Below are 17,958 nucleotides of genomic sequence, written 5' to 3' on the forward strand. Positions count from 1 at the left end.
ACGGCTGGTGTGTCAGTGGGGCTGTTCGGCGTTGCGGCGCGGTGCCCGGGACGCGGTCAGGAGTGCTGACCGAGGAAGTCGGCGAGCTCGTTGTCGTACCGGGCGGGGTCGGCGTTCCAGGAGCCGGTGTGGCCGGCCCCGGGGACGGTGACGAGTCGGACCTTGTCCGGCCAGTCGCGGGCGAACCGGGCGCTGCCGGCGTACGGGACGAGTGTGTCGGCGGTCCCGTGGAAGAGCAGCACGGGCTGTCCGGGGCCGCCGTTGCGCCGGTTCGCCGCCAGGGTGTCGACCTGGTCGAGGTCCACTCCGGCTCGGATCCGGATGAAGGGGGCCGTGAGGTCGGCGATGGGGAACGGGAGTCCGAGGCCGGTGGCGATCGTGTCGATGGCCGCCCGGTAGTCGAGTGCGGGCGAGTCGAGGACGACTGAGCGGACCGCGCTGGTGTCCTGGGCGCGCTGCAGGTAGTTCTCGACGATTGCGCCGCCCATGGAGAACCCGTAGAGCACCACGCCGGAGGCTCCGTGGGCTTGGGCGTAGCGGACGGCGGCGTCGAGGTCGCGCCATTCCGTGTTGCCGAGTTGTCGGTTGCCGTTGGAGTCGCGGGGTGCGCCGGGGTCGTTGCGGTAGGTGATGTCGAGGATCGGGTAGCCGAGGTCGTGCAGTTCGGGCATCGTCCGCAGGCCCGCGCTGCGGCCGGCGCCGAGCCCGTGGACCTGGATGACCCAGGTGCTGCGCGAGCCCGGGAGGTACCAGGCGGGCATCGGGCCCAGGTCGCCGGGGTAGCTGACGTCCTGGTAGTCCAGCCCCACCGCTCGGCGCGGGTCCGAGTTCCACACGGTGACGATGATCTTCGCCTTGGCGCCGACGGCGGGTGGGGCGGTGGCCTGGAGTTCGCGGGTGACGGTCTTGCCGTCCGAGGCGAGGACGCGGCCGAGTTCTCCCGAGCGCCGCTGTGCGGATCCGCTGTCCTGCCAGACCAGGCCGTAGGTGCCGGTGTAGCGGCTCTCGTCGGTGGCGGGAAGGGTCACCGTCGCGTTCCCCACGGCGATGACGCGGGTGTTCAGCGGGGTGTCGTCGGTGGGGTGCAGCAACTTGCCGGTCAGTAGCCACAGCGCGCCGGACGCCGCGGTGAGAGTGAGGACGAGCAGGCCCGTGACGGCGACGACGATGCGTCGGCGCAGGCGGGTGCGGCGGCTGGACGGTGGTGTCGTGGGGTCGGTCATCGCCGGGGTCGGTTCCTGGTTCATGGCTGCTTCAGCGTGGTGGGGCCGGAGGCCAGGGTGAGGGCGAGTCCGGTCGGTGTGACGGTGAGTGAGACGGGCTTGAGGGACAGGGGATAGTCGGTTTGTCGGTTCCGCGCGGTGAGCTTGGTGTTGATCTGGTCGAGCTGGGGACCGGTGATCGTTCGGCCGAGGAACTGCAGGCTGGTGGCGGTGATGGTGACCCGGCCGTCGGCCAGGGCGGGCTTCAGCGTCAACTGGCCCATGCCACCCGGGCCCAGGGCGAGCAGGAGGGTGCCGGTGGCGGGGTCGGTCCGGGTGCTGCTGACGGGAACGCCCTGGCCCGAGTCGTGGATCGCTCCCGCCAGGGAGTCGGCGGGGATCGTGACGGTGGCCCGGACGTCGGACGCCGTCGCGGGCTCGGCCAGGTGGAGGTCGTCGAGCGTGATGCGGACCGAGGCGCCCGTGAGTGAGCCGAGGTGGGCGTCGTCCGCGCCGAGCGTGACGTGATCCAGGTGCCGGTCGAGGATCGCGAGCAGCGCCGGGCCGGCGCCGGTGTCGACCGTCACCCGGGTGTCGAGCGCCTTTCCCATGCGGTCGGCGATCCGGCTCTTCAGGACGTGCCGGGTGACGGCCTCGCCGCCCCCGGCGAGGGCCAGCACGACGGCCACGGGCAGGACGACGGCGCGAGTGATCCGGCCTCGCCGGGTGGTCGGGCGGCGGAGGCGGCCCAGCCGCGCGGTGGCGGTTCGGGCCGGTTCTGGACGGATGGTCATCATTGTCCTGCTGTCGTTGTCGGGGCGTCGGAGGGGGCGGGCGGCCCGGTGCGGTCCCGGCGGCGTCCTGTGGTCGGCCGTTGTCCTGGGGACGGGGCGCGACCGGTGCGCGTGAGCAGCACGACGACCGCGACGATCAGGAGGGCCGCAACACAGACGCCGAGCAGCACGAGGGATCCGGAGCCCGTGAGCACGACTGCTCTCCCTTGTCCCGACCCCGCCGGTCGGCGAGGTCGGAAGCATCCTGTCGCCGTTGTGCAAGGCGAAGGTTCGGCCTGTGTTCGGGCCTTGTAAGGATCGCCGTCGGTCCGCCGGACGGTGACGGCCCGCGGGTTAGCATCGGTGCAGTTCGAAGCCGTGGCACGCGCGACTGGCCAAGCAGCCGCGGGATGGGTGCCGCGGCGCGGGGAGACTGCGGTGACACCGGACAGATGACACAGAGCAAGGGCCTTGTGCTGGTGGTGGAGGACGAGCGCCACATCGCCGACCTCCAGCGCCTGTACCTCACCCGCGAGGGCTTCGGCGTCCACACCGAGGCCGACGGCACCGCCGGGTTGGCCGCCGTGGCACGGCTGCGGCCGGTGGCGATCGTTCTCGACATCGGGCTGCCCGGGCTGGACGGCACGGACTTCTGCCGCCGGCTGCGCGCCGCCGACGACTGGACGCCCGTCATCCTGGTCACCGCCCGGGACGAGGAGGCCGACCGGATCCTCGGCCTGGAGATCGGTGCCGACGACTACCTCACCAAACCGTTCTCGCCCCGCGAGCTGGTCGCCCGGGTCAAGGCGGTGCTGCGCCGCACCGCCGGCCCACCGGTCTCGGCCGTCCTGGGCGGCAGCCGGCTGCGCCTGGACCCCGGTCGCCGCACGGTGCTCTGCGACGGCGAACCGCTGGAGCTGACCACCACCGAGTTCAACCTGCTCGCCCACCTGCTGGCCCGGCCCGGTCAGGTCTTCAGCCGCGAGCAGCTCCGCGCCCAGGTCTGGGGGCAGGCCGACTACGGCGACAGCCGGGTCGTCGACGTCTACGTCTCGCAGCTGCGCGCCAAGCTCGGCGACGCCAGCCCGATCCGCACCGTGCGGGGGATCGGCTACAGCGCCCAGGAGCCGGAGCGGTGAGGCGCCTGCGCGCGGGCTCCCTCACCGGCAGCCTGGTCCTGCTCGCCACCGTGGTGGCAGCCACGGCCGTGCTACTGGCGGGGGTCGCGGCCTGGCAGACCGCCTTCTCCAACGCCGAGTCCCAGTACCGGGAGCGCCTGTCCCGGCAGGCCACCGTGCTCAGCCTCGCTCCCAACCTGTCCGTGCTGCTCCTCGACCAGACCCAACGGCTGACCGGGGCCACCGGCGTCCTGGTCGCCGTCGTCGATCCCGACGGACACGTGGACGGCCCCGCGGCGCAGGCCGTAGCCCCGGCCGACCGGGACGCGCTGCTCGCCGGGCGGACGCTCTCCGCCACGGCCTCGCTCGGCGACCAGCGCGTACTCGTCCAGGGACACCCGGCAAGCAACGGCGGCGCTGTCGTGCTGACCCAGCCGTTCACCGAGGTCGATGCGGCTGCCGGCCGGATGCGCGGCAGTCTGACGCTCCCCCTGGTCGCGGGCCTGGTCGGAGCCGCCCTCGCCGGAGCCCTGCTGGCCCGCCGCATCGCCCGCCCCCTGGTCGCGGCGGCCGGTGTCGCCCACCGACTCGCCGCAGGTGAACGCGGCCTGCGCTGCGAGGCCGACGGCCCCACCGAGGCCCGTGACGTCGCCCAGGCCCTGAACGCACTGGGCGCCGCCCTCGAACGCAGCGAACAACGCCAGCGCGACTTCCTGACCTCGATCTCCCACGAGATCCGTACCCCCCTCACCGCACTCCAGGGCTACGCCGAGGCCCTCACCGACGGGGTCGTCGAACCCGGGCAGCAGGCCCAGGTCGGCCAGATCCTCCTGACCGAGACCAGACGCCTGGACCGCTTCGTCTCCGACCTGCTCGAACTCGCACGCCTGGACGCCGACGACTTCCCCATCACCCGCGAACCCACCGACCTCACCGCCCTCGTCCGTGAGACCGCGCGAGCCTGGGACCAGAGGGTCCGGCAGAGCGAACTCCACCTGCGGGTGGAAACGGCCGGGGAACCCGTGATCACGGTCACCGACGGATTCCGGGTCCGCCAGCTGCTCGACGGCCTGATCGGCAACGCCGTGCGGATCTCGCCGCCCGGCGCCCCCGTGGTGCTGGCCCTGCGCCGAACGGACAGCGGCGACACCGAGCTGCAGGTCCGCGACGGCGGCCCCGGCCTGACCGACGAGGACGTCCGGGTCGCCTTCGAACCCGGCGCCCTGCACTCCCGCTATGCGGGCACCCGCCCCGGCGGCACCGGCCTCGGCCTGGCCATCACCCGTCGCCTCACCGACCGGCTCGGCGCCACCATCACCGTCCACGGCCACGGCCCCGAGGGCGGCGCCTGCTTCACCGTCGCCCTCGGCACCATCCCGCTCGACGCGTAGCCGCCCGCGCAGCACCCCGGACCAGGGCCGCGTCCGAACCGCCTGCCCCGCGCAGCGCCCGGAGCTCGCTCCGCAGGAATAATTCGCACACTACTCATTTGGCGCTATCCAGCCCGCCTCCGGCTGTGATGACCTTGGCGACTGTGGCGCGCGTCACATCGTGTGACATCGCAGTGAGATCGCACTGCCGTGCGTGCCCGAGCCAAGGCGATCGAGGAGGTACTCGTGAGTGGCAGGGAGAACAGTGGCAGGGAGAACAGTGGCAGGGCGGCCGGCGGTGACGGCTTCCCGGATCTGAGCCCCGGGGAACTGGCGCAGATCGAGCGCGTGATCCTCGGCGGCGACGACGGGATCGCGCTGCGGCACGCCGCGCACGAGGCCGGCGGGCCGCGCGTGTCCGCGGCCGAGCTGCAGAAGGCCCTTGAGCTCCATGTGTGCATGGGCTTGAACGCCTGCCGCAACCACGACATCGACGAGAAGGCGCCGATGGCGGGCATGGGAGCCTGTGCCACCGTCCTGCACGTGTGCCACGGCGCCAACGAGTGCCGCGGGCAGGGCGGGTGCGGCTACACCGGCCCCGACGCGGAACTCGCCAAGCCGGGTGAGCAGGCCTGTCGGCAGAACGGCAGCTGCGCGAGCCCGATCAATGTCAGCCGGGTGTTCGCGGGCGGCCCGCTGAAGGGCAAGAGCGTCTGGAAGCTCGCCCGCCAGCTGTTCGAGGCCCGGATGTACGCCGCCGGCCTCCCGTTCGGCCCGTCCCCGGGTGAGGGCTACCCGGACGACCTGGTCCCGCCGTACGAAGTGACCGAGGCCGAGCGGAGGAAGAAGAGACTCGACCGGAGCAAGCCGCAGGTGCTGCCGCTGCCGTCGGACGAGGCGACCGCGTGACGGAGCCCCACCAGGGCGAGCGGATCGACCGGGTGTCCCGCTTCGACCTGCCGAACCTGGGGTTCGGTGTCGGCCTGCGCGGCCCGCACCACCGGTACGTACTGGACCACCTCGGCGATGAGCTGGGCGCCGAGTGGCTGGAGATCATCTCCGAGAACTACCTCGACTCCCACGGCCACCCGCGTCACGTACTGGACCGGGTCGCCGAGCGGCACTCCCTGGTCATGCACGGGGTGTCGCTGTCGATCGGCAGCGTGGAGCCCCTGGACTTCGACTACCTGGGGCGGCTCCGGCGGCTGGCCGACGCGGCGGGCGCCGCCTGGGTGTCGGACCACGTGTGCTTCACCGGGGTCGCCGGGCTCAACACCCACGACCTGCTGCCGGTCCCCTTCACCGAGGCCGCGCTGACGCATCTGGTGCGACGGGTCAGGACCGTGCAGGACTTCCTGGAGCGCCCGCTGGTGCTGGAGAACCCCAGCACGTACGTGGGCTTCGCCGCATCGACCATGCCGGAGGAGGAGTTCGTCGCGCGGCTGGCGGTCGAGGCCGACTGCGGGCTCCTGCTGGACGTCAACAACGTCCACGTGTCGGCCGTCAACCACGACACCGATCCGCGCGCATACCTCGGAGCACTCCCGCACGACCGGGTCGTACAGATCCATCTGGCCGGTCACACCGACGCGGGCACACATCTGATCGACACCCATGACGGACCGGTCGCACCGGCCGTGTGGGAGCTGTACGACGCGGCGATCGCGCTGACCGGGCCCGTGTCCACCCTGCTGGAGTGGGACGACCGCCTGCCGCCCTTCCCCGAGCTGGTGGCGGAACTCGGAAAGGCACGCCAGCGGGCCCTCGATCCGGCGAACATCCCCGTCGCGACGGGAGTCTGACATGTCGACGGTCGAAGGGGAACCGGCGCACCTGGCCGAACTCCAGCACTGGCTGCAGGCCGCCGTCCTCCACGCCACCGGCCCGGACCAGGAGGGCGGCGAGGCCACCGCCCTGGTGCTCACACCGTCCAGCCGGCTCACCGCCGGCGAGCGGCTGGACATCTACCGCCGCGGTTACCGGCTGCGCCTACTGGCCTGCCTGCGCTCCTGCTTCCCCGCGCTGCGCCGACTCCTGGGGCCGGAGGCCTTCGACGCGCTCGCCACCGAGTACCTGAACACCTGCCCGTCCCGCAGCTGGACCCTGGAGCACTTCGCCGACGGCTTCGCGTCGCACCTCGCGACCACCAGACCCGACCGCGACCCACCGGGCCACGACGCCGATCCCTGGGTCCAGTTGATCGTCGAACTCGCGGGATATGAACGGGCTTTCGCCGAAGTGTACGACGCCGAACCGGACCGCGCGTGCCGCGTGCTGGCCTGTCGGCACCCCGTGCACCGCTACGCGGCCGCGGTGGCCCGCGGCGAGGACCCGCAGCCGCCGGCCGCACGCCCCGTACTCCTGCTGCTGCGCCGCCGGGACCACGGCGTCCACGTGACGGAGCTGACCGGGGACGTCCGGCGCACGCTCCTCGCCTCCCGGGCTGGGTTCCCCGACCGCCCCGACCGCCCCGACCGGGCCGGTCCGCCACCCGCACCGCCCTCACCGCGCCACGAGCGCCCGGAACCGAACGGAGCCGAGGTATGACGACCGATGCCACCAAGTCCGCCACCCGTCGCCTGGCCGACATCCCCTTCGCGGTCACCCCGATCGACACGATCAAGGCCGACCGGCCGATCGAGGACATCGACGCCCTGCTCGACCACCTGCACCAGGCGGCCCAGGTCGAGCTGTCCACGATCCCGATGTACCTGTACGCGGCCTACTCCATCGGGACCAAGGGCCACAGCCAGTGGGACCCGGGAATCTCCGCCCAGCGCACGATCATCAGCATCGCGATCGAGGAGATGCTGCACCTGTGCCTGGTGCGCAACCTGGCGGTCGCGCTCGGCGGAGCGGACCGGATCGTCTTCTACGACCCGGACTTCATCACCAAGTACCCGAGCAAGATGCTCCATCGGACTCCGCCGTTGACCCTTCACCTGGAGCGGTGCAGCAAGGACCTGATGACCCGGGTGTTCCTGCCGTTGGAACTGCCCGCCGAGAAGGGCGCCGAGCCGCAACCGGACGAGTACCACACGCTCGGCCAGTTCTACCGGGCGATCGAAGAGGGCCTCAAGCACCTGACCCAGGTCGACCCGGACGGCGTGTGGAAGTACGCGAAGGCAAACGCCCCCTGGCAGTACGAGAGCGCGTACTGGAACCACGACGGCGGCGGCGAACCCGTGGTCATCACCGACCTCGACACGGCCCAGACCGCCTTGAAGATCGTGATCGAGCAGGGCGAGGGCGTGGACCCGAAGAAGGCCACCGTCCCGATCGACCCCGTCAACCCGCGACCCGGCCTCGACGAGCTCTCGCACTACGCGAAGTTCAAGAGGATCGAACAGGGCATCGAGGTCATCGGGCAGGTCCGCGACGTCCCCGGCGATCCCCGGGCGAAGGACTTCTCCGGACCGGCCGGAGGCCTGGCCCTCCTCTTCAATGCCGCCTACTGCTACACCCTGGCCATGCTCGACAAGCTCTACGCCGTCCGGTCGAACCTCAACCCGAACCGCACGAGCACCCGTTACCACCTGGAACGCACCTTCATCGCCTCGATGAGCGGTGTGCTCTACCCCATCGCGGAACTCCTCATGACGACCCCGGGCAGCGACGACCCCGCCTGGGACGGAGCCTGTGCCGCTCCCACCTTCGAGTACTACGACTTCGCCGCGGAGCAGAAGGCCAAGGGGCACCGGACCATGAAGGAGCACCTGATCTGGCTCTGCGAGACCGCTGTCGTCGACTTCCCCGAACTCGGCGGTGACAACAGCGTCCACTGGCTCCTGAAGAACCTGCCCAGCGTGGACGACATCCCCTCGGATCCCCCCGCCAGCCGCCCGCGCCCGATGCCCAACTGACGGACCGCGACCGGCGCCCCGGCCCGTCCGCCCGCTCCGACGATCCGCGCAACGGGGGGTTGGCGGTGTCTTCGTGGCACATCCGGCGTTCGGGGTGTGCGGGCGGGCGGGCGGGCGCGGGCTACGTCAACGACTCGGAGCTCACCGGCAGGCGTCGCCCGTGGTGGTGCCGGAGAGGGATCCGGGCCAGTGGTTGGTGCGGCTCAGGTCGCAGATGCGGTCGGCGGTCCGGTCCGCGTCCGTGGGCCACAGCCGTGCTCCGTCGCTGGCGGCGGTGAGGAGCGTGCTCTGGTCGGGGCTGAAGGCGGCCGTGTGCACGGCTCTGGTGTGACCGACGAGCAGTGCCGTGACCTGCTGTGATGCCACGTCCCACAGGCACACCGTGCCGCTGGCGTCGGTGCTGGCCAGCGTGCGGCCGTCGGCGCTGAAGGCGACGGAGAAGACGGTGTTGATGTGGCCGGTCAGGGTGGCGACCGTCCGGCGCTGCGCCACGTCCCACAGGCGCACGGTGGCGTCGGAGCTGCCGGTGGCCAGGGTGCGGCCGTCGGGGGAGAAGGCCAGGGAAGCGATGGCGTTGGTGTTCTCCGACAGCACGGCGAGTGTGCGGTGCGTGGCCAGGTCCCACAGGCGCACCGTCCCGTCGTACCCGGCGGTGGCCAGGGTGCGGCCGTCGGGGGCGAAGACGGCCTTGGAGACCAGGCTGGTGTGCCCTTGGAGGACCGCTGTCGTCTGGTGGGTCGCCACGTCCCACAGACGCACGGTCGTGTCGAGGCTGCTGGTGGCCAGGGTGCGGCCGTCGGGGGAGAAGGCGACGCTCGACACCTGGTCGGTGTGGCCTTCGAGGGTGGCCACCGGGCGGCCTGACGCGGCGTCCCACAGGCGTGCCGTGCGGTCGGAGCTCGCGGCGGCCAGCAGGAGGCCGTCCGGGGAGAACGCCAGGTGCATGATGCCCTGGCTGTGCGCCGCGAAGGTCACGGCGGGGCGCAGCGGAGCGGTGGTCCACGAGGTGACGGAGCCGTCGGTGTGGCCGATGGCGAGGGTCCGGCCGTCGGGGGCGTAGGTGGCGACGGTCGCGAGGGTGTCCAGGTCGTTCGTCGCGCTGAAGGTGGCGGCGATCTGGCGGCTCCTGAGGTCCCACGTGTGGACGATGTTGTCGGTGGCGGTGGTGGCCAGCTCGTTGCCGTCGGGGGAGAGCGCCAGCGCGGGGGCGGATGTGTTGGTCTCGTGGAGGGTGGCGGTCAGTCGGCGCTCGGCCACGTCCCACAGGGCGACCGTGTTGTCCTGGCCGATCGTGGTCAGGGTGCGGCCGTCGGCGGTGAACGCGGCCTGGCTCACCTCCTGCGTGTGCCCGTTGAGGACGGCCGTGGTGTCGTGCGACGCCACGTCCCACAGCCGTACGGTGCGGTCGGCGCCGGCGCTGGCCAGGGTGCGGCCGTCGGGGCTGAAGGCGACGGTGCCGACGGCGCCGGTGTGGCCGGTCAGGGTGGCGAGCATGCGGTGGGTGGTGGTGTCCCACAGCTTCACGGTGTGGTCGGCGCCGCTGGTGGCCAGGGTGCGGCCGTCGGGCGCGTACGCCACCGCTCGTACGGAACCGGCGTGACCGGTGAGCGTCGTGAGGGCGCGCTGGGACGCCACGTCCCACAGCCGGGCGGTCTGGTCGTACCCGGCGGTGGCCAGGGTGTGTCCGTCGGGCGAGAACACCGCCGAGGAGACGGCGCCGGTGTGGCCGGTGAGGATGCCCGTCGTGCGGTCGGAGGCGACGTCCCACAGCCGTACGGTGCGGTCGGCGCCGGCGCTGGCCAGGGTGCGGCCGTCGGGGCTGAAGGCGACCGTGTTGACGATGCCGGTGTGGCCGGTCAGGGTGGCGAGCATGCGGTGGGTGGTGGTGTCCCACAGCTTCACGGTGTGGTCGGCGCTGCCGGTGGCCAGGGTGCGGCCGTCGGGCGCGTACGCCACCGCCGTCACGGTGCCGGTGTGACCGGTGAACTGGTTGGAGGAGTAGGCGGCGTAGGCGCTCAGCAGGCTGCCGCGGGCCTCGGTGGTGCGGGCCGTCCGGTAGCCCTCCAGCGCTACCAGCGCCGCGGCCTCGGGCTGCGTTTCGAGGAGTTGCCTGGACTGGGCGGCCCGTTCGCGGGAGACCGCGACGCGGCGCTGCGCGTCGGACTGCTCCCCCTGGACGAACGCGGTCACCGCCAGCACCAGGGAGAGCACGGTCAGGACGGCCAGCGCCACGACCGTCCGGCGCCGGCGACGGCCGCGCTGGCCGTCCGCCGCGGTGCTGGCGTCCAGGAAGGCGGACTCAAGCCGGTTGAGCGCCGCGCCGCGGGTACGGGACCAGCTCCAGGCGGTGGCGAGCTGTGCTCCCCGGTACAACGCGCCCGGGTCGCGCTGGAGTTCGTGCCAGGTCAGGGCGGCCTGGGTGAGCCGGCGGTGTGTCCGCAGGGCCTCGCGGTCGACGTCGAGCCAGTGGCGCAGCCGAGGCCAGGCGCGGATGACCGCTTCGTGGGCGACGTCGACGGTGCCGTCGGCCAGGACGATCAGGCGGGCGGCGGCGAGCCGGTGCAGGAGGTCGTCGACGGTCGCGGCGTCGGCGAGGCCGTCGAGTTCCTTCCGGGCCAGGCGGCGGCGGGTGTCCTCGGTGCCCTCGCCCGGGGCGGTGAGCCGGAGGAACAGCAGCCGCATGGCCTCCTGGTGGCCCGGCGGGAGAGCGGCGTACATGGCCTCGGCGGTCTGGGTGATGGCTCCCCGCATGCCGCCGGTGGCCCGGTAGTCGGCCAGCCGCAGGACGGTCCCACGGTGCCTGGTCCAGGTCTCGCGCATCGCGTGGGCCACCAGCGGCAGCGCGCCGGGCTGGCCGGTGGCCTCCGCGAGGACGGCCTCCAGCAGGTCGGGGTCCACCACGACGCCCGCTCGGGCCGCGGGTTCGACGACGATGTCCCGCAGCTCGGCCCGGGTGGGTGCGCCGACCGGCAGTTGGGCGCCGGAACGGAGGGCGGCGGCCAGGGCGGGGTGGGCGAGGCAGCGGTCGTAGAAGTCGGCGCGCACGTTGATGACGACCCGTACCCGGGCCTCGGCCGCGCCGGCCCCGGCCGCTCCGTCGCCGGCTGTGTGGTCGTCGGCCGTCCCGTCGACGGCCGTGCGGTCGCCGGCCGTCCAGGCCAGGCAGGCCAGGGCCGCCTCCCGCTCCCCGGCGTCCGCGCAGGTGGTGAAGAGCTCCTCGAACTGGTCGACGACGAGGACGACGCGCCGGTCGGCGGGCTGCGTGACCAGCCAGGTGTCCAGCGCGATCCCCAGGGCCGCGGGCTCGTCGGCCAGCGCGCGGGACAGTGCCTCCGCGTCACCGCCCGTCAGGGCGCAGACCGCCAGGGCCAGCGCCCGTAGCGGGTGGTCGCCGGGGACCAGCGGCGCGGTGTGCCAGGACTCGTCGAGCCGGGGGAGCAGCCCGGCCCGCAGCAGTGAGGACTTGCCGCTGCCGGAGGCGCCGACGACTGCCGTCAGCCGGTGGTCACCCACGTGCCGGACCAGGTGGCTCACCAGTTCCGACCGGCCGAAGAAGATGTCGGCGTCCCCCGTGCCGAACGCGGCCAGTCCCAGGTACGGGCAGTGAGCGGGGTCGCCCCCGTCCGCGCGGTCCTCATCGCCGTCCTGTGCCGTGGCGGCCGGCCCTTGGACGGCGCGGGAAGCCGCCAGCCAGCGGGCCTCCCACTCCGCCTTCTCTCCGCCGCACACCCGCGCGTAGGCGAGCACCACGGCCAGCGACGGCAGGCGCTCGCCCTTCGCCGCCTCCGCCAGCGTGCTGGCGGAGTAGTGCGACTCCTTCGCCAGCGCGCGGTAGCTCGGTGCGCCCGACCGGTCCCGCAACTGGCGAAGCTCCCAGGCGAGCCGCTCCACCGGACCGGCCTGCGGATCGACGAACCGCTCCGGTCTGCCCAGTCGGGCCTTGCGCTGTGTCCCGTTCGGCCGCGCGTCCACGTTCACCACCCCTGGCAGGCCTCTCCCGCCCCCTCACATCGTTGTCCGACTTGAATGTCCTGCCCAGAGGGCTCTTTCGGACAATGCGCCGCCGCTGCAGAGTTTCTGGCATCGGGGGGTTCGCCGGAACACCTCGTGGCGTTCGGGGGACGGCCCGGTGGCAGCCGCTCGCCACCGGGCCGAGCGCCTCAGGTGCCGCCGCGCAGGTGCCGCCGCTCAAGTCGGCACCTGCGCGGAGGACCCGTCGTCCGCGCGAAAGGCATCCGCCGGCTGCCGGCACACCTGTGACGCAGCTCACTGGAACTGCTTCGTGGTGGCCGGACAACCAGAGGTGTGGACTATTCGCTGCACGAACGGATCAGAGCCGGGGACCCGGGCGCCTTCCGGCAGTTGTTCCAGGAGCACTCGCACGCGGTTCTGGCACACGCCGTCCGGGTGAGTGGGGACCGCGCCGGTGCCGAGGACGTCATGGCGGTGGTCTTCCTGGAGGCCTGGCGGCTGCGGGACAAGCTCCGCGACGAGGGAACCACTCCTCGCCCGTGGTTGATGGGCATCACCGTCAACGTGCTGCGCAACCGGGCCAGGGCCGCCCGCCGGCATGCGGCCGCCCTCGCCCGCATGCCGCTCGCCGAACCCGCCCCGGACTTCGCCGACGAGTTGGTCGGCCGGCTCGCCGACCGCGATCAACTGCTCGCTGCCAAGGCGGCGCTGGAGAAACTGCGCCGCGGGGAGCGCGAGGTGTTCTCGCTGTGCGTGTGGGCGGGCCTCAGCTACCCCGAGGCCGCCGAGGCCCTCGGCATCCCGGTCGGCACCGTGCGCTCCAGGCTCTCCAGGGCCCGGACCCGGCTGCGTGCTCTGGCCGACAAGGAACTGCGGCAGGCCTCGAAAACTCGCCGGGAACCCCTGCGGGGGGTCGGACAAGTACAGGGTGGCCGGATGGTTCCGGCCCGGTCGAACAAGGAGTGGAACAGATGACCAGCACCCCGGAGTGGCAGCAGCCGCTTGAGGACGCGGAGCTGAGGCACCTGCTGCCGGCGGCCGGAGCACCGGCCGCCCCGCTCGGCCGACAGCGCCAGATCGAGGAGTTCCTGATGAACGAGATCACCCGTACCCCCGAAGCCGCAGTGCCGGTCCGCCCCGAGGCCAGGAGGCGTCGGCGGCTGCTGATCGCCGTGCCCACCACGGTGGCGGCCTTCGCCCTCGCCGCCACCGTGGCGGCCACCACGCTCGGCAGCCCGGGAACGACCCCCGCGCGCAGTGAGCGCGTCGCCGCGCCCGTCATCCAGGTCTCGGCGGGCGACACCGCGGGCCTGGCCGGCGCGGTGGAGCGGATCTCGCTGGCCGCCGCGGCCGCGCCGGACCTCGTCCTGCGGCCGGGGCAGTACGTCTACATCGAGAGCACCGTCTCCCACCCCACGGGTACCATCGACGCCGCCAGCGGCACCTCGAAGGTGTGGGTCGAGAAGCCCCACCAGCGGCAGGTCTGGCACTCGGCCGACGGCCGCACCGGCTGGCTCACCGAAGAGGGCAAGTCCCCGGAAGGCGGCAAGGCGCTCGAATCGGGCAGTGGTGCCTACCTGAACGCGCCCTCCTACGACTACGTGCGCACCCTGCCCACCGACCCGCAGGAACTGCTGCAGAAGATCTACGCCGAGACCAAGGGAAGCGGCAACGGGCCGGACCAGGAGGCGTTCGTCACCATCGCCGACCTGATCCGCGAGCAGGCCGTCCCCGGCAAGCTCGCCGCCGCGCTCTACCAGGCCGCGGCCCGCATCCCCGGCGTCGTCCTCCTCGACAGCGCCACCGACGCCGCCGGGCGCACCGGCATCGCCATCGCCCGGACCAACACCGCCACCGGCTCCCGCGACGAGATCATCTTCGACCGCAGCTCCTACGCCTTCCTGGGCGAGCGCAGCGTCCAGGTCACCGCGGCCTCCGGGGTCGAGCCCGGCACCGTCACCGCGAACACCGCCGTCCTCAAGCGCGCCGCCGCCGACGCCCCCGGCCGCCAGCCGGGCAACGCCCAGGCCTGATCGCACCCGCCCGTCGCCCCGCCCGTCGCTCCGGCCCCCGTTCTCGGGCCGGGGCGACGGGCGGAGCTGTGTGAGCAGACGGGCGGAGCTGCGTGAACAGCAGTTGACAGTGGACCCGGCCGGCTTCGGAACGTCACGCCCTAGCGGCGGGCGAGGCCGTCGATCATCAGGGAGACGGTGAAGTCGAAGCGGTCGTGGCCCGTGCCGGCGGTGAGTTCGGCGGCGTGGCGGGTGGTGTGGGGGAAGGTCTCGGCGGGCAGGGCGGTGAGGCGGCGCAGCAGCTCGTCGCGGTCGAGGACCCACGTGTCGTCGTCGTGTGCTGCTCGCTGGCGCACGATCGAGGTTTCGAGGCAGTAGGCGGCCACGTACAGCAGGAGCGCGTCGACGGCCCAGGCGGCGGCCTGTGGGGCGACGCCGCCGGCGAGCAGGATCGCCAGCATCCCTTCGCTGACGCGCATGGTTTCGAGGTCGGTGGGGGCCATGGCGAGCGCGGCGCGGGAGATCCCGGGGTAGTCCAGGTACTGGTCGCGGATCCGGGTGCAGACGCCGCGGATCTGGTCCCGCCAGGCCGCGGGGTCGGGCTCGGGCAGGGCGAGCGCGGCGCACAGCCGTCCGATGAGCAGCTCGTCGAGGTCGGCCTTGTTGACGACGTGGGCGTAGAGGGAGGCGGGTCCGGTGTCGAGGGCGCCGGCGAGGCGGCGCATGGTCAGTGCCTCGTAGCCCTCGGTGGCGATGACGCCCAGCGCGGTGTCGATGACCTGGTCCACGGTGATGGGGGCCTTGCGGCGTCGCGGCCTGGGGTCGGTTTCGGCGTCGGGGTTCGGCGGCTGGTGGCGTGCCGCGCGTCGCTCTCTCGGGTTCACCGGACCATCATAGCTTGACACGAACGCCGTTCGTTTATAGAACACTGTTCGTGACTAGGAATGTGAACCGGGATCCGCATCAGGATTCGAACCAGACCATGAACCAGACCATGAACCAGGACGTGGACGTGACCGTCGTCGGCGCCGGGCCGGTGGGCCTCGTGCTCGCCGCCGAACTGGCGCTCTCCGGGGCGACGGTGCAGGTGCTCGAACGGCTCGCCGAGCCGGACCGGTCGATGAAGGCGGGGGCGGTCAACGTCCCGACGGCCGAGGCGCTCGACCGCCGCGGCCTGCTGCCGGCCGCCGAACAGGTGCAGCGGGAGCAGCTCGAACGGGTCGGGTCGTTCGCCCGCGCGGTCGACCGGCCGCCCGGCGGTGGCCGGCCGGCGCGCGCACCCCGCTTCACCGGGCACTTCGCCGGGATGGTCCTCGACGCCGACCTCGTGGACTGGTCCGATACCGACCTCGCCGCGCACACCGCCGTCGACGGAGCCCGGATGGTGCCGCAGCGCGAGCTGGAGGCGCTGCTGGCCGGCCAGGTCGCGCGTCTGGGCGTGGCGGTGCGTCGCGGGGTGGAGGTCACCGCGTTCGAAGACACCGGCGACGGCGTGCTCGTCACCACCACCGCCGGTACGGTGCGCACCGGATGGCTGGTCGGGTGCGACGGCGGGCGCAGCACTGTGCGCCGCCTCGCGGGCATCGGCTTCCCCGGCACCGACCCCGAACTCACCGGACACCTGGCGGTCGTCGACATCGCCGACCCCACGGTGCTCGCGGATGGATGGGTGTGGTCGTCCAAGGGCGCCTACCGTTGCGGGCCGCAGCCCGGGCGGGTGGTCACCGTGGAGTTCGGCGGCGCCCCCGCCGACCGCTCCGCGCCGGTCACCCTTGAAGAGGTGCAGAGCAGCCTGCGCCGGGTCTCGGGCACCGACGTCACGCTCACCGCGCTGCGTGGCCCCGCGACCCGCTGGAGCGACAACGCCCGCCAGGCCGCGGCCTACCGCTCGGGGCGGGTGCTCCTGGCCGGCGACGCCGCGCACGTGCACTCGCCGTTCGGCGGCCAGGGGCTCAACCTCGGGGTCGGCGACGCGATGAACCTCGGCTGGAAGCTCGGCGCCGTGGTCGCCGGGTGGGCGCCCGAAGGGCTGCTCGACACCTACGACGCCGAGCGCCGCCCCCTCGGCGCCTGGGTACTGGACTGGACGAGGGCCCAGATCGGGGTGATGCGCGGGGACGCCAAGTCGGCCGCGCTCCGGGAGGTCGTCGCCGACCTGCTGGGCACCGGGGCGGGCGCGACCTACGCGGTCAAGAAGATCTCCGGGGTGACGCAGCGCGTCGACCTGCCCGGCGACCACCCGCTGGTCGGGCGGTACGCCCCCGACCTGTGGCTGGGGGACGGCTCCCGGCTGGTCGACCACGGCCACGGCGGCGGGTTCCTGCTGCTCGACCGCACGGCGGACGGCGCGTTCACCCGTCTCGCCGCGGGCTGGACCGGGCGGGTGAGCAGCGTGACCAGCGTGACCGACGACCACGCGACGCCGACCGGAGTCCTCGTCCGCCCGGATGGAGTGGTCGCCTGGGCCTGCGACACCACCGACACCGACACCGACACCGCCGATGCCGCCGCCGATGCCGCCGCCGGCCTCGAAGCCGCCCTGCACCGCTGGGCGGGCACGCCGTCCCCCTCGCCGGAGCCCGAGCCGGTGCGCTGAACCCCGGTGCGCGTCGACCTCGGCGGGTGTCCTGCCGCACGGCGTTGCCCCCCGCTCCGCGGGGGCGGCCGTTCAGCCGTGGTGCCGACTCCCCGCCCGCTCCCGCGGCGTCACCCCGGCGAGGGGCCGTGGGTGGTGGGCAGACCTTCGGCGAGGGTGGCGGCCAGTTCGGCCAGCATCTCGCCGGGGCCGGGCCGGTCCTGGTGCCAGGCCGCGACGGTGGTGAGGGTGAGCTCGCCGCCTTCGATGGCGAGGGTCACGACGGGCTCGCCGGTGAAGGCCTTGCCCGTGGTGCCACCGCCCAGGGCGATGAGGGTGAAAGCCTGGCCCGCGGCGACCAGGTGGGCCAGGCCGCCGAAGTTGTCCCCTTCGAGCCTGATGCGCTTGCGGACCGCGACCCGGTTCAGGGCGTCGTCCAGTCTGCGGTAGATCTCCGGTGCGGCGTCGTAGCCGATCGAGGCGAACGGCAGGTGCGCGAGCTCTTCCAGCCGGACGGTCGTGCGGGCGTCGAAGCCGGTCCCGCGTCCGACCACCACGGCCACCGGGGCCGTCTCCAGGTCGAGGGTGCGGATGCCGGGGCCGGTGACGGGGCCGTGGAGGAAGCCCATGTCGATCTCGCCGGTGAGCAGGGAGCGCACCAGGGGCTCGGTGCTGGCGGGGCGCAGCCGCAGGAGGAGATCGGGGTGCCGGGCCGCGACGGTGTTCAGGAAGCCGGTCCGCAGTTCGGTGGACACATCGGGTGCGATGCCGATGACGACGGTGCGCGCGGTGTTGCCGGCCGCCGTGCGGACGAGGCCGGGGAGGGCGTCGAACCGTCGGATCGTGTCGCGGGCCGCCGGTAGCAGCGTCTCGCCGGCGGGGGTGAGTTCGACCTTGTGGTGGGTGCGGACGAACAGGGGGGTGGCGAGTTCGCGTTCCAGGTCCCTGATGCGCTGGCTCAGCGGGGAGGTCGCCATGTGCAGGCGCGCGGCGGCGCGGGTGAAGTTCAACTCCTCGGCGACGGCCACGAAGTACCGCAGGTGCAGCATGTCCACCGCCACAACATACGCCCG

The 17,958-nt window shown here is 73.0% G+C and carries 14 protein-coding genes; 9 read left to right on the forward strand and 5 right to left on the reverse strand.

Annotated elements, in window-relative coordinates; genetic code table 11:
* Nucleotides 1–56: 56 nt before the first annotated feature.
* Nucleotides 57–1,247: an alpha/beta fold hydrolase gene (locus AB0O19_RS14795; RefSeq protein ID WP_363619648.1), complete on the reverse strand. Its 1,191-nt coding sequence runs from the start codon at nucleotides 1,245–1,247 to the stop codon at nucleotides 57–59.
* A complete protein-coding gene (locus AB0O19_RS14800; RefSeq protein WP_363619650.1) occupies nucleotides 1,244–1,996 on the reverse strand; it encodes a DUF2993 domain-containing protein in 753 nt (250 codons plus the stop codon). Before AB0O19_RS14800 ends, AB0O19_RS14795 begins: the two co-directional genes overlap by 4 nt.
* Nucleotides 1,997–2,427: 431 nt before the next feature.
* Between AB0O19_RS14800 and AB0O19_RS14805 the strand changes: the two genes are divergently transcribed.
* The 6 genes from AB0O19_RS14805 to AB0O19_RS14830 all read left to right on the forward strand — a co-directional run bounded on the left by AB0O19_RS14805 (nucleotide 2,428) and on the right by AB0O19_RS14830 (nucleotide 8,326).
* Entirely contained in the window at nucleotides 2,428–3,114 is a 687-nt protein-coding gene (locus AB0O19_RS14805; RefSeq protein WP_363583436.1) for a response regulator transcription factor, read from the forward strand.
* Entirely contained in the window at nucleotides 3,111–4,484 is a 1,374-nt protein-coding gene (locus tag AB0O19_RS14810) for a HAMP domain-containing sensor histidine kinase (protein ID WP_363583438.1), read from the forward strand. Before AB0O19_RS14805 ends, AB0O19_RS14810 begins: the two co-directional genes overlap by 4 nt.
* Before the next feature lie 225 nt (nucleotides 4,485–4,709).
* The gene (locus AB0O19_RS14815) at nucleotides 4,710–5,372 is read left to right on the forward strand and encodes a hypothetical protein (RefSeq protein WP_363619652.1); all 663 of its coding nucleotides are present in this window, start codon (nucleotides 4,710–4,712) and stop codon (nucleotides 5,370–5,372) included.
* Nucleotides 5,369–6,265: a DUF692 domain-containing protein gene (locus AB0O19_RS14820; RefSeq protein ID WP_363619654.1), complete on the forward strand. Its 897-nt coding sequence runs from the start codon at nucleotides 5,369–5,371 to the stop codon at nucleotides 6,263–6,265. The genes AB0O19_RS14815 and AB0O19_RS14820 overlap by 4 nt, the downstream gene beginning before the upstream one ends.
* Nucleotide 6,266: 1 nt before the next feature.
* Nucleotides 6,267–7,010 carry a DNA-binding domain-containing protein gene (locus AB0O19_RS14825; protein ID WP_363619656.1) on the forward strand — a complete coding sequence of 248 codons (744 nt, stop codon included), beginning with the start codon at nucleotides 6,267–6,269 and terminating at the stop codon, nucleotides 7,008–7,010.
* On the forward strand, nucleotides 7,007–8,326 hold the full coding sequence (locus tag AB0O19_RS14830; protein ID WP_363619658.1) for a ferritin-like protein: 1,320 nt from the start codon (nucleotides 7,007–7,009) through the stop codon (nucleotides 8,324–8,326). The genes AB0O19_RS14825 and AB0O19_RS14830 overlap by 4 nt, the downstream gene beginning before the upstream one ends.
* 141 nt (nucleotides 8,327–8,467) lie before the next feature.
* On the opposite strand, the gene AB0O19_RS14835 is transcribed toward AB0O19_RS14830, so the two are convergent.
* Nucleotides 8,468–12,298, reverse strand: coding sequence for a cytochrome D1 domain-containing protein (locus AB0O19_RS14835; RefSeq protein ID WP_363619660.1), 3,831 nt, complete (start codon nucleotides 12,296–12,298; stop codon nucleotides 8,468–8,470).
* 333 nt (nucleotides 12,299–12,631) lie between these two features.
* Between AB0O19_RS14835 and AB0O19_RS14840 the strand changes: the two genes are divergently transcribed.
* Complete coding sequence (locus AB0O19_RS14840; protein WP_363619662.1) at nucleotides 12,632–13,273, forward strand: RNA polymerase sigma factor; 642 nt, start codon at nucleotides 12,632–12,634, stop codon at nucleotides 13,271–13,273.
* Nucleotides 13,270–14,331, forward strand: coding sequence for a CU044_5270 family protein (locus tag AB0O19_RS14845; protein WP_363619663.1), 1,062 nt, complete (start codon nucleotides 13,270–13,272; stop codon nucleotides 14,329–14,331). The genes AB0O19_RS14840 and AB0O19_RS14845 overlap by 4 nt, the downstream gene beginning before the upstream one ends.
* A gap of 140 nt (nucleotides 14,332–14,471) precedes the next feature.
* On the opposite strand, the gene AB0O19_RS14850 is transcribed toward AB0O19_RS14845, so the two are convergent.
* Complete coding sequence (locus AB0O19_RS14850; protein ID WP_363619665.1) at nucleotides 14,472–15,194, reverse strand: TetR/AcrR family transcriptional regulator; 723 nt, start codon at nucleotides 15,192–15,194, stop codon at nucleotides 14,472–14,474.
* Between the two features lie 98 nt (nucleotides 15,195–15,292).
* Between AB0O19_RS14850 and AB0O19_RS14855 the strand changes: the two genes are divergently transcribed.
* The gene (locus AB0O19_RS14855) at nucleotides 15,293–16,906 is read left to right on the forward strand and encodes an FAD-dependent monooxygenase (protein ID WP_363619667.1); all 1,614 of its coding nucleotides are present in this window, start codon (nucleotides 15,293–15,295) and stop codon (nucleotides 16,904–16,906) included.
* Nucleotides 16,907–17,016: 110 nt separating this feature from the next.
* Here the strand turns inward: AB0O19_RS14855 and AB0O19_RS14860 are convergent, their stop codons facing one another.
* Nucleotides 17,017–17,934: a LysR family transcriptional regulator gene (locus tag AB0O19_RS14860; RefSeq protein WP_363619893.1), complete on the reverse strand. Its 918-nt coding sequence runs from the start codon at nucleotides 17,932–17,934 to the stop codon at nucleotides 17,017–17,019.
* Nucleotides 17,935–17,958: the final 24 nt, after the last annotated feature.

It is taken from the genome of Kitasatospora sp. NPDC091276, from assembly GCF_040684355.1.
Taxonomy (GTDB): Bacteria; Actinomycetota; Actinomycetes; order Streptomycetales; family Streptomycetaceae; genus Kitasatospora.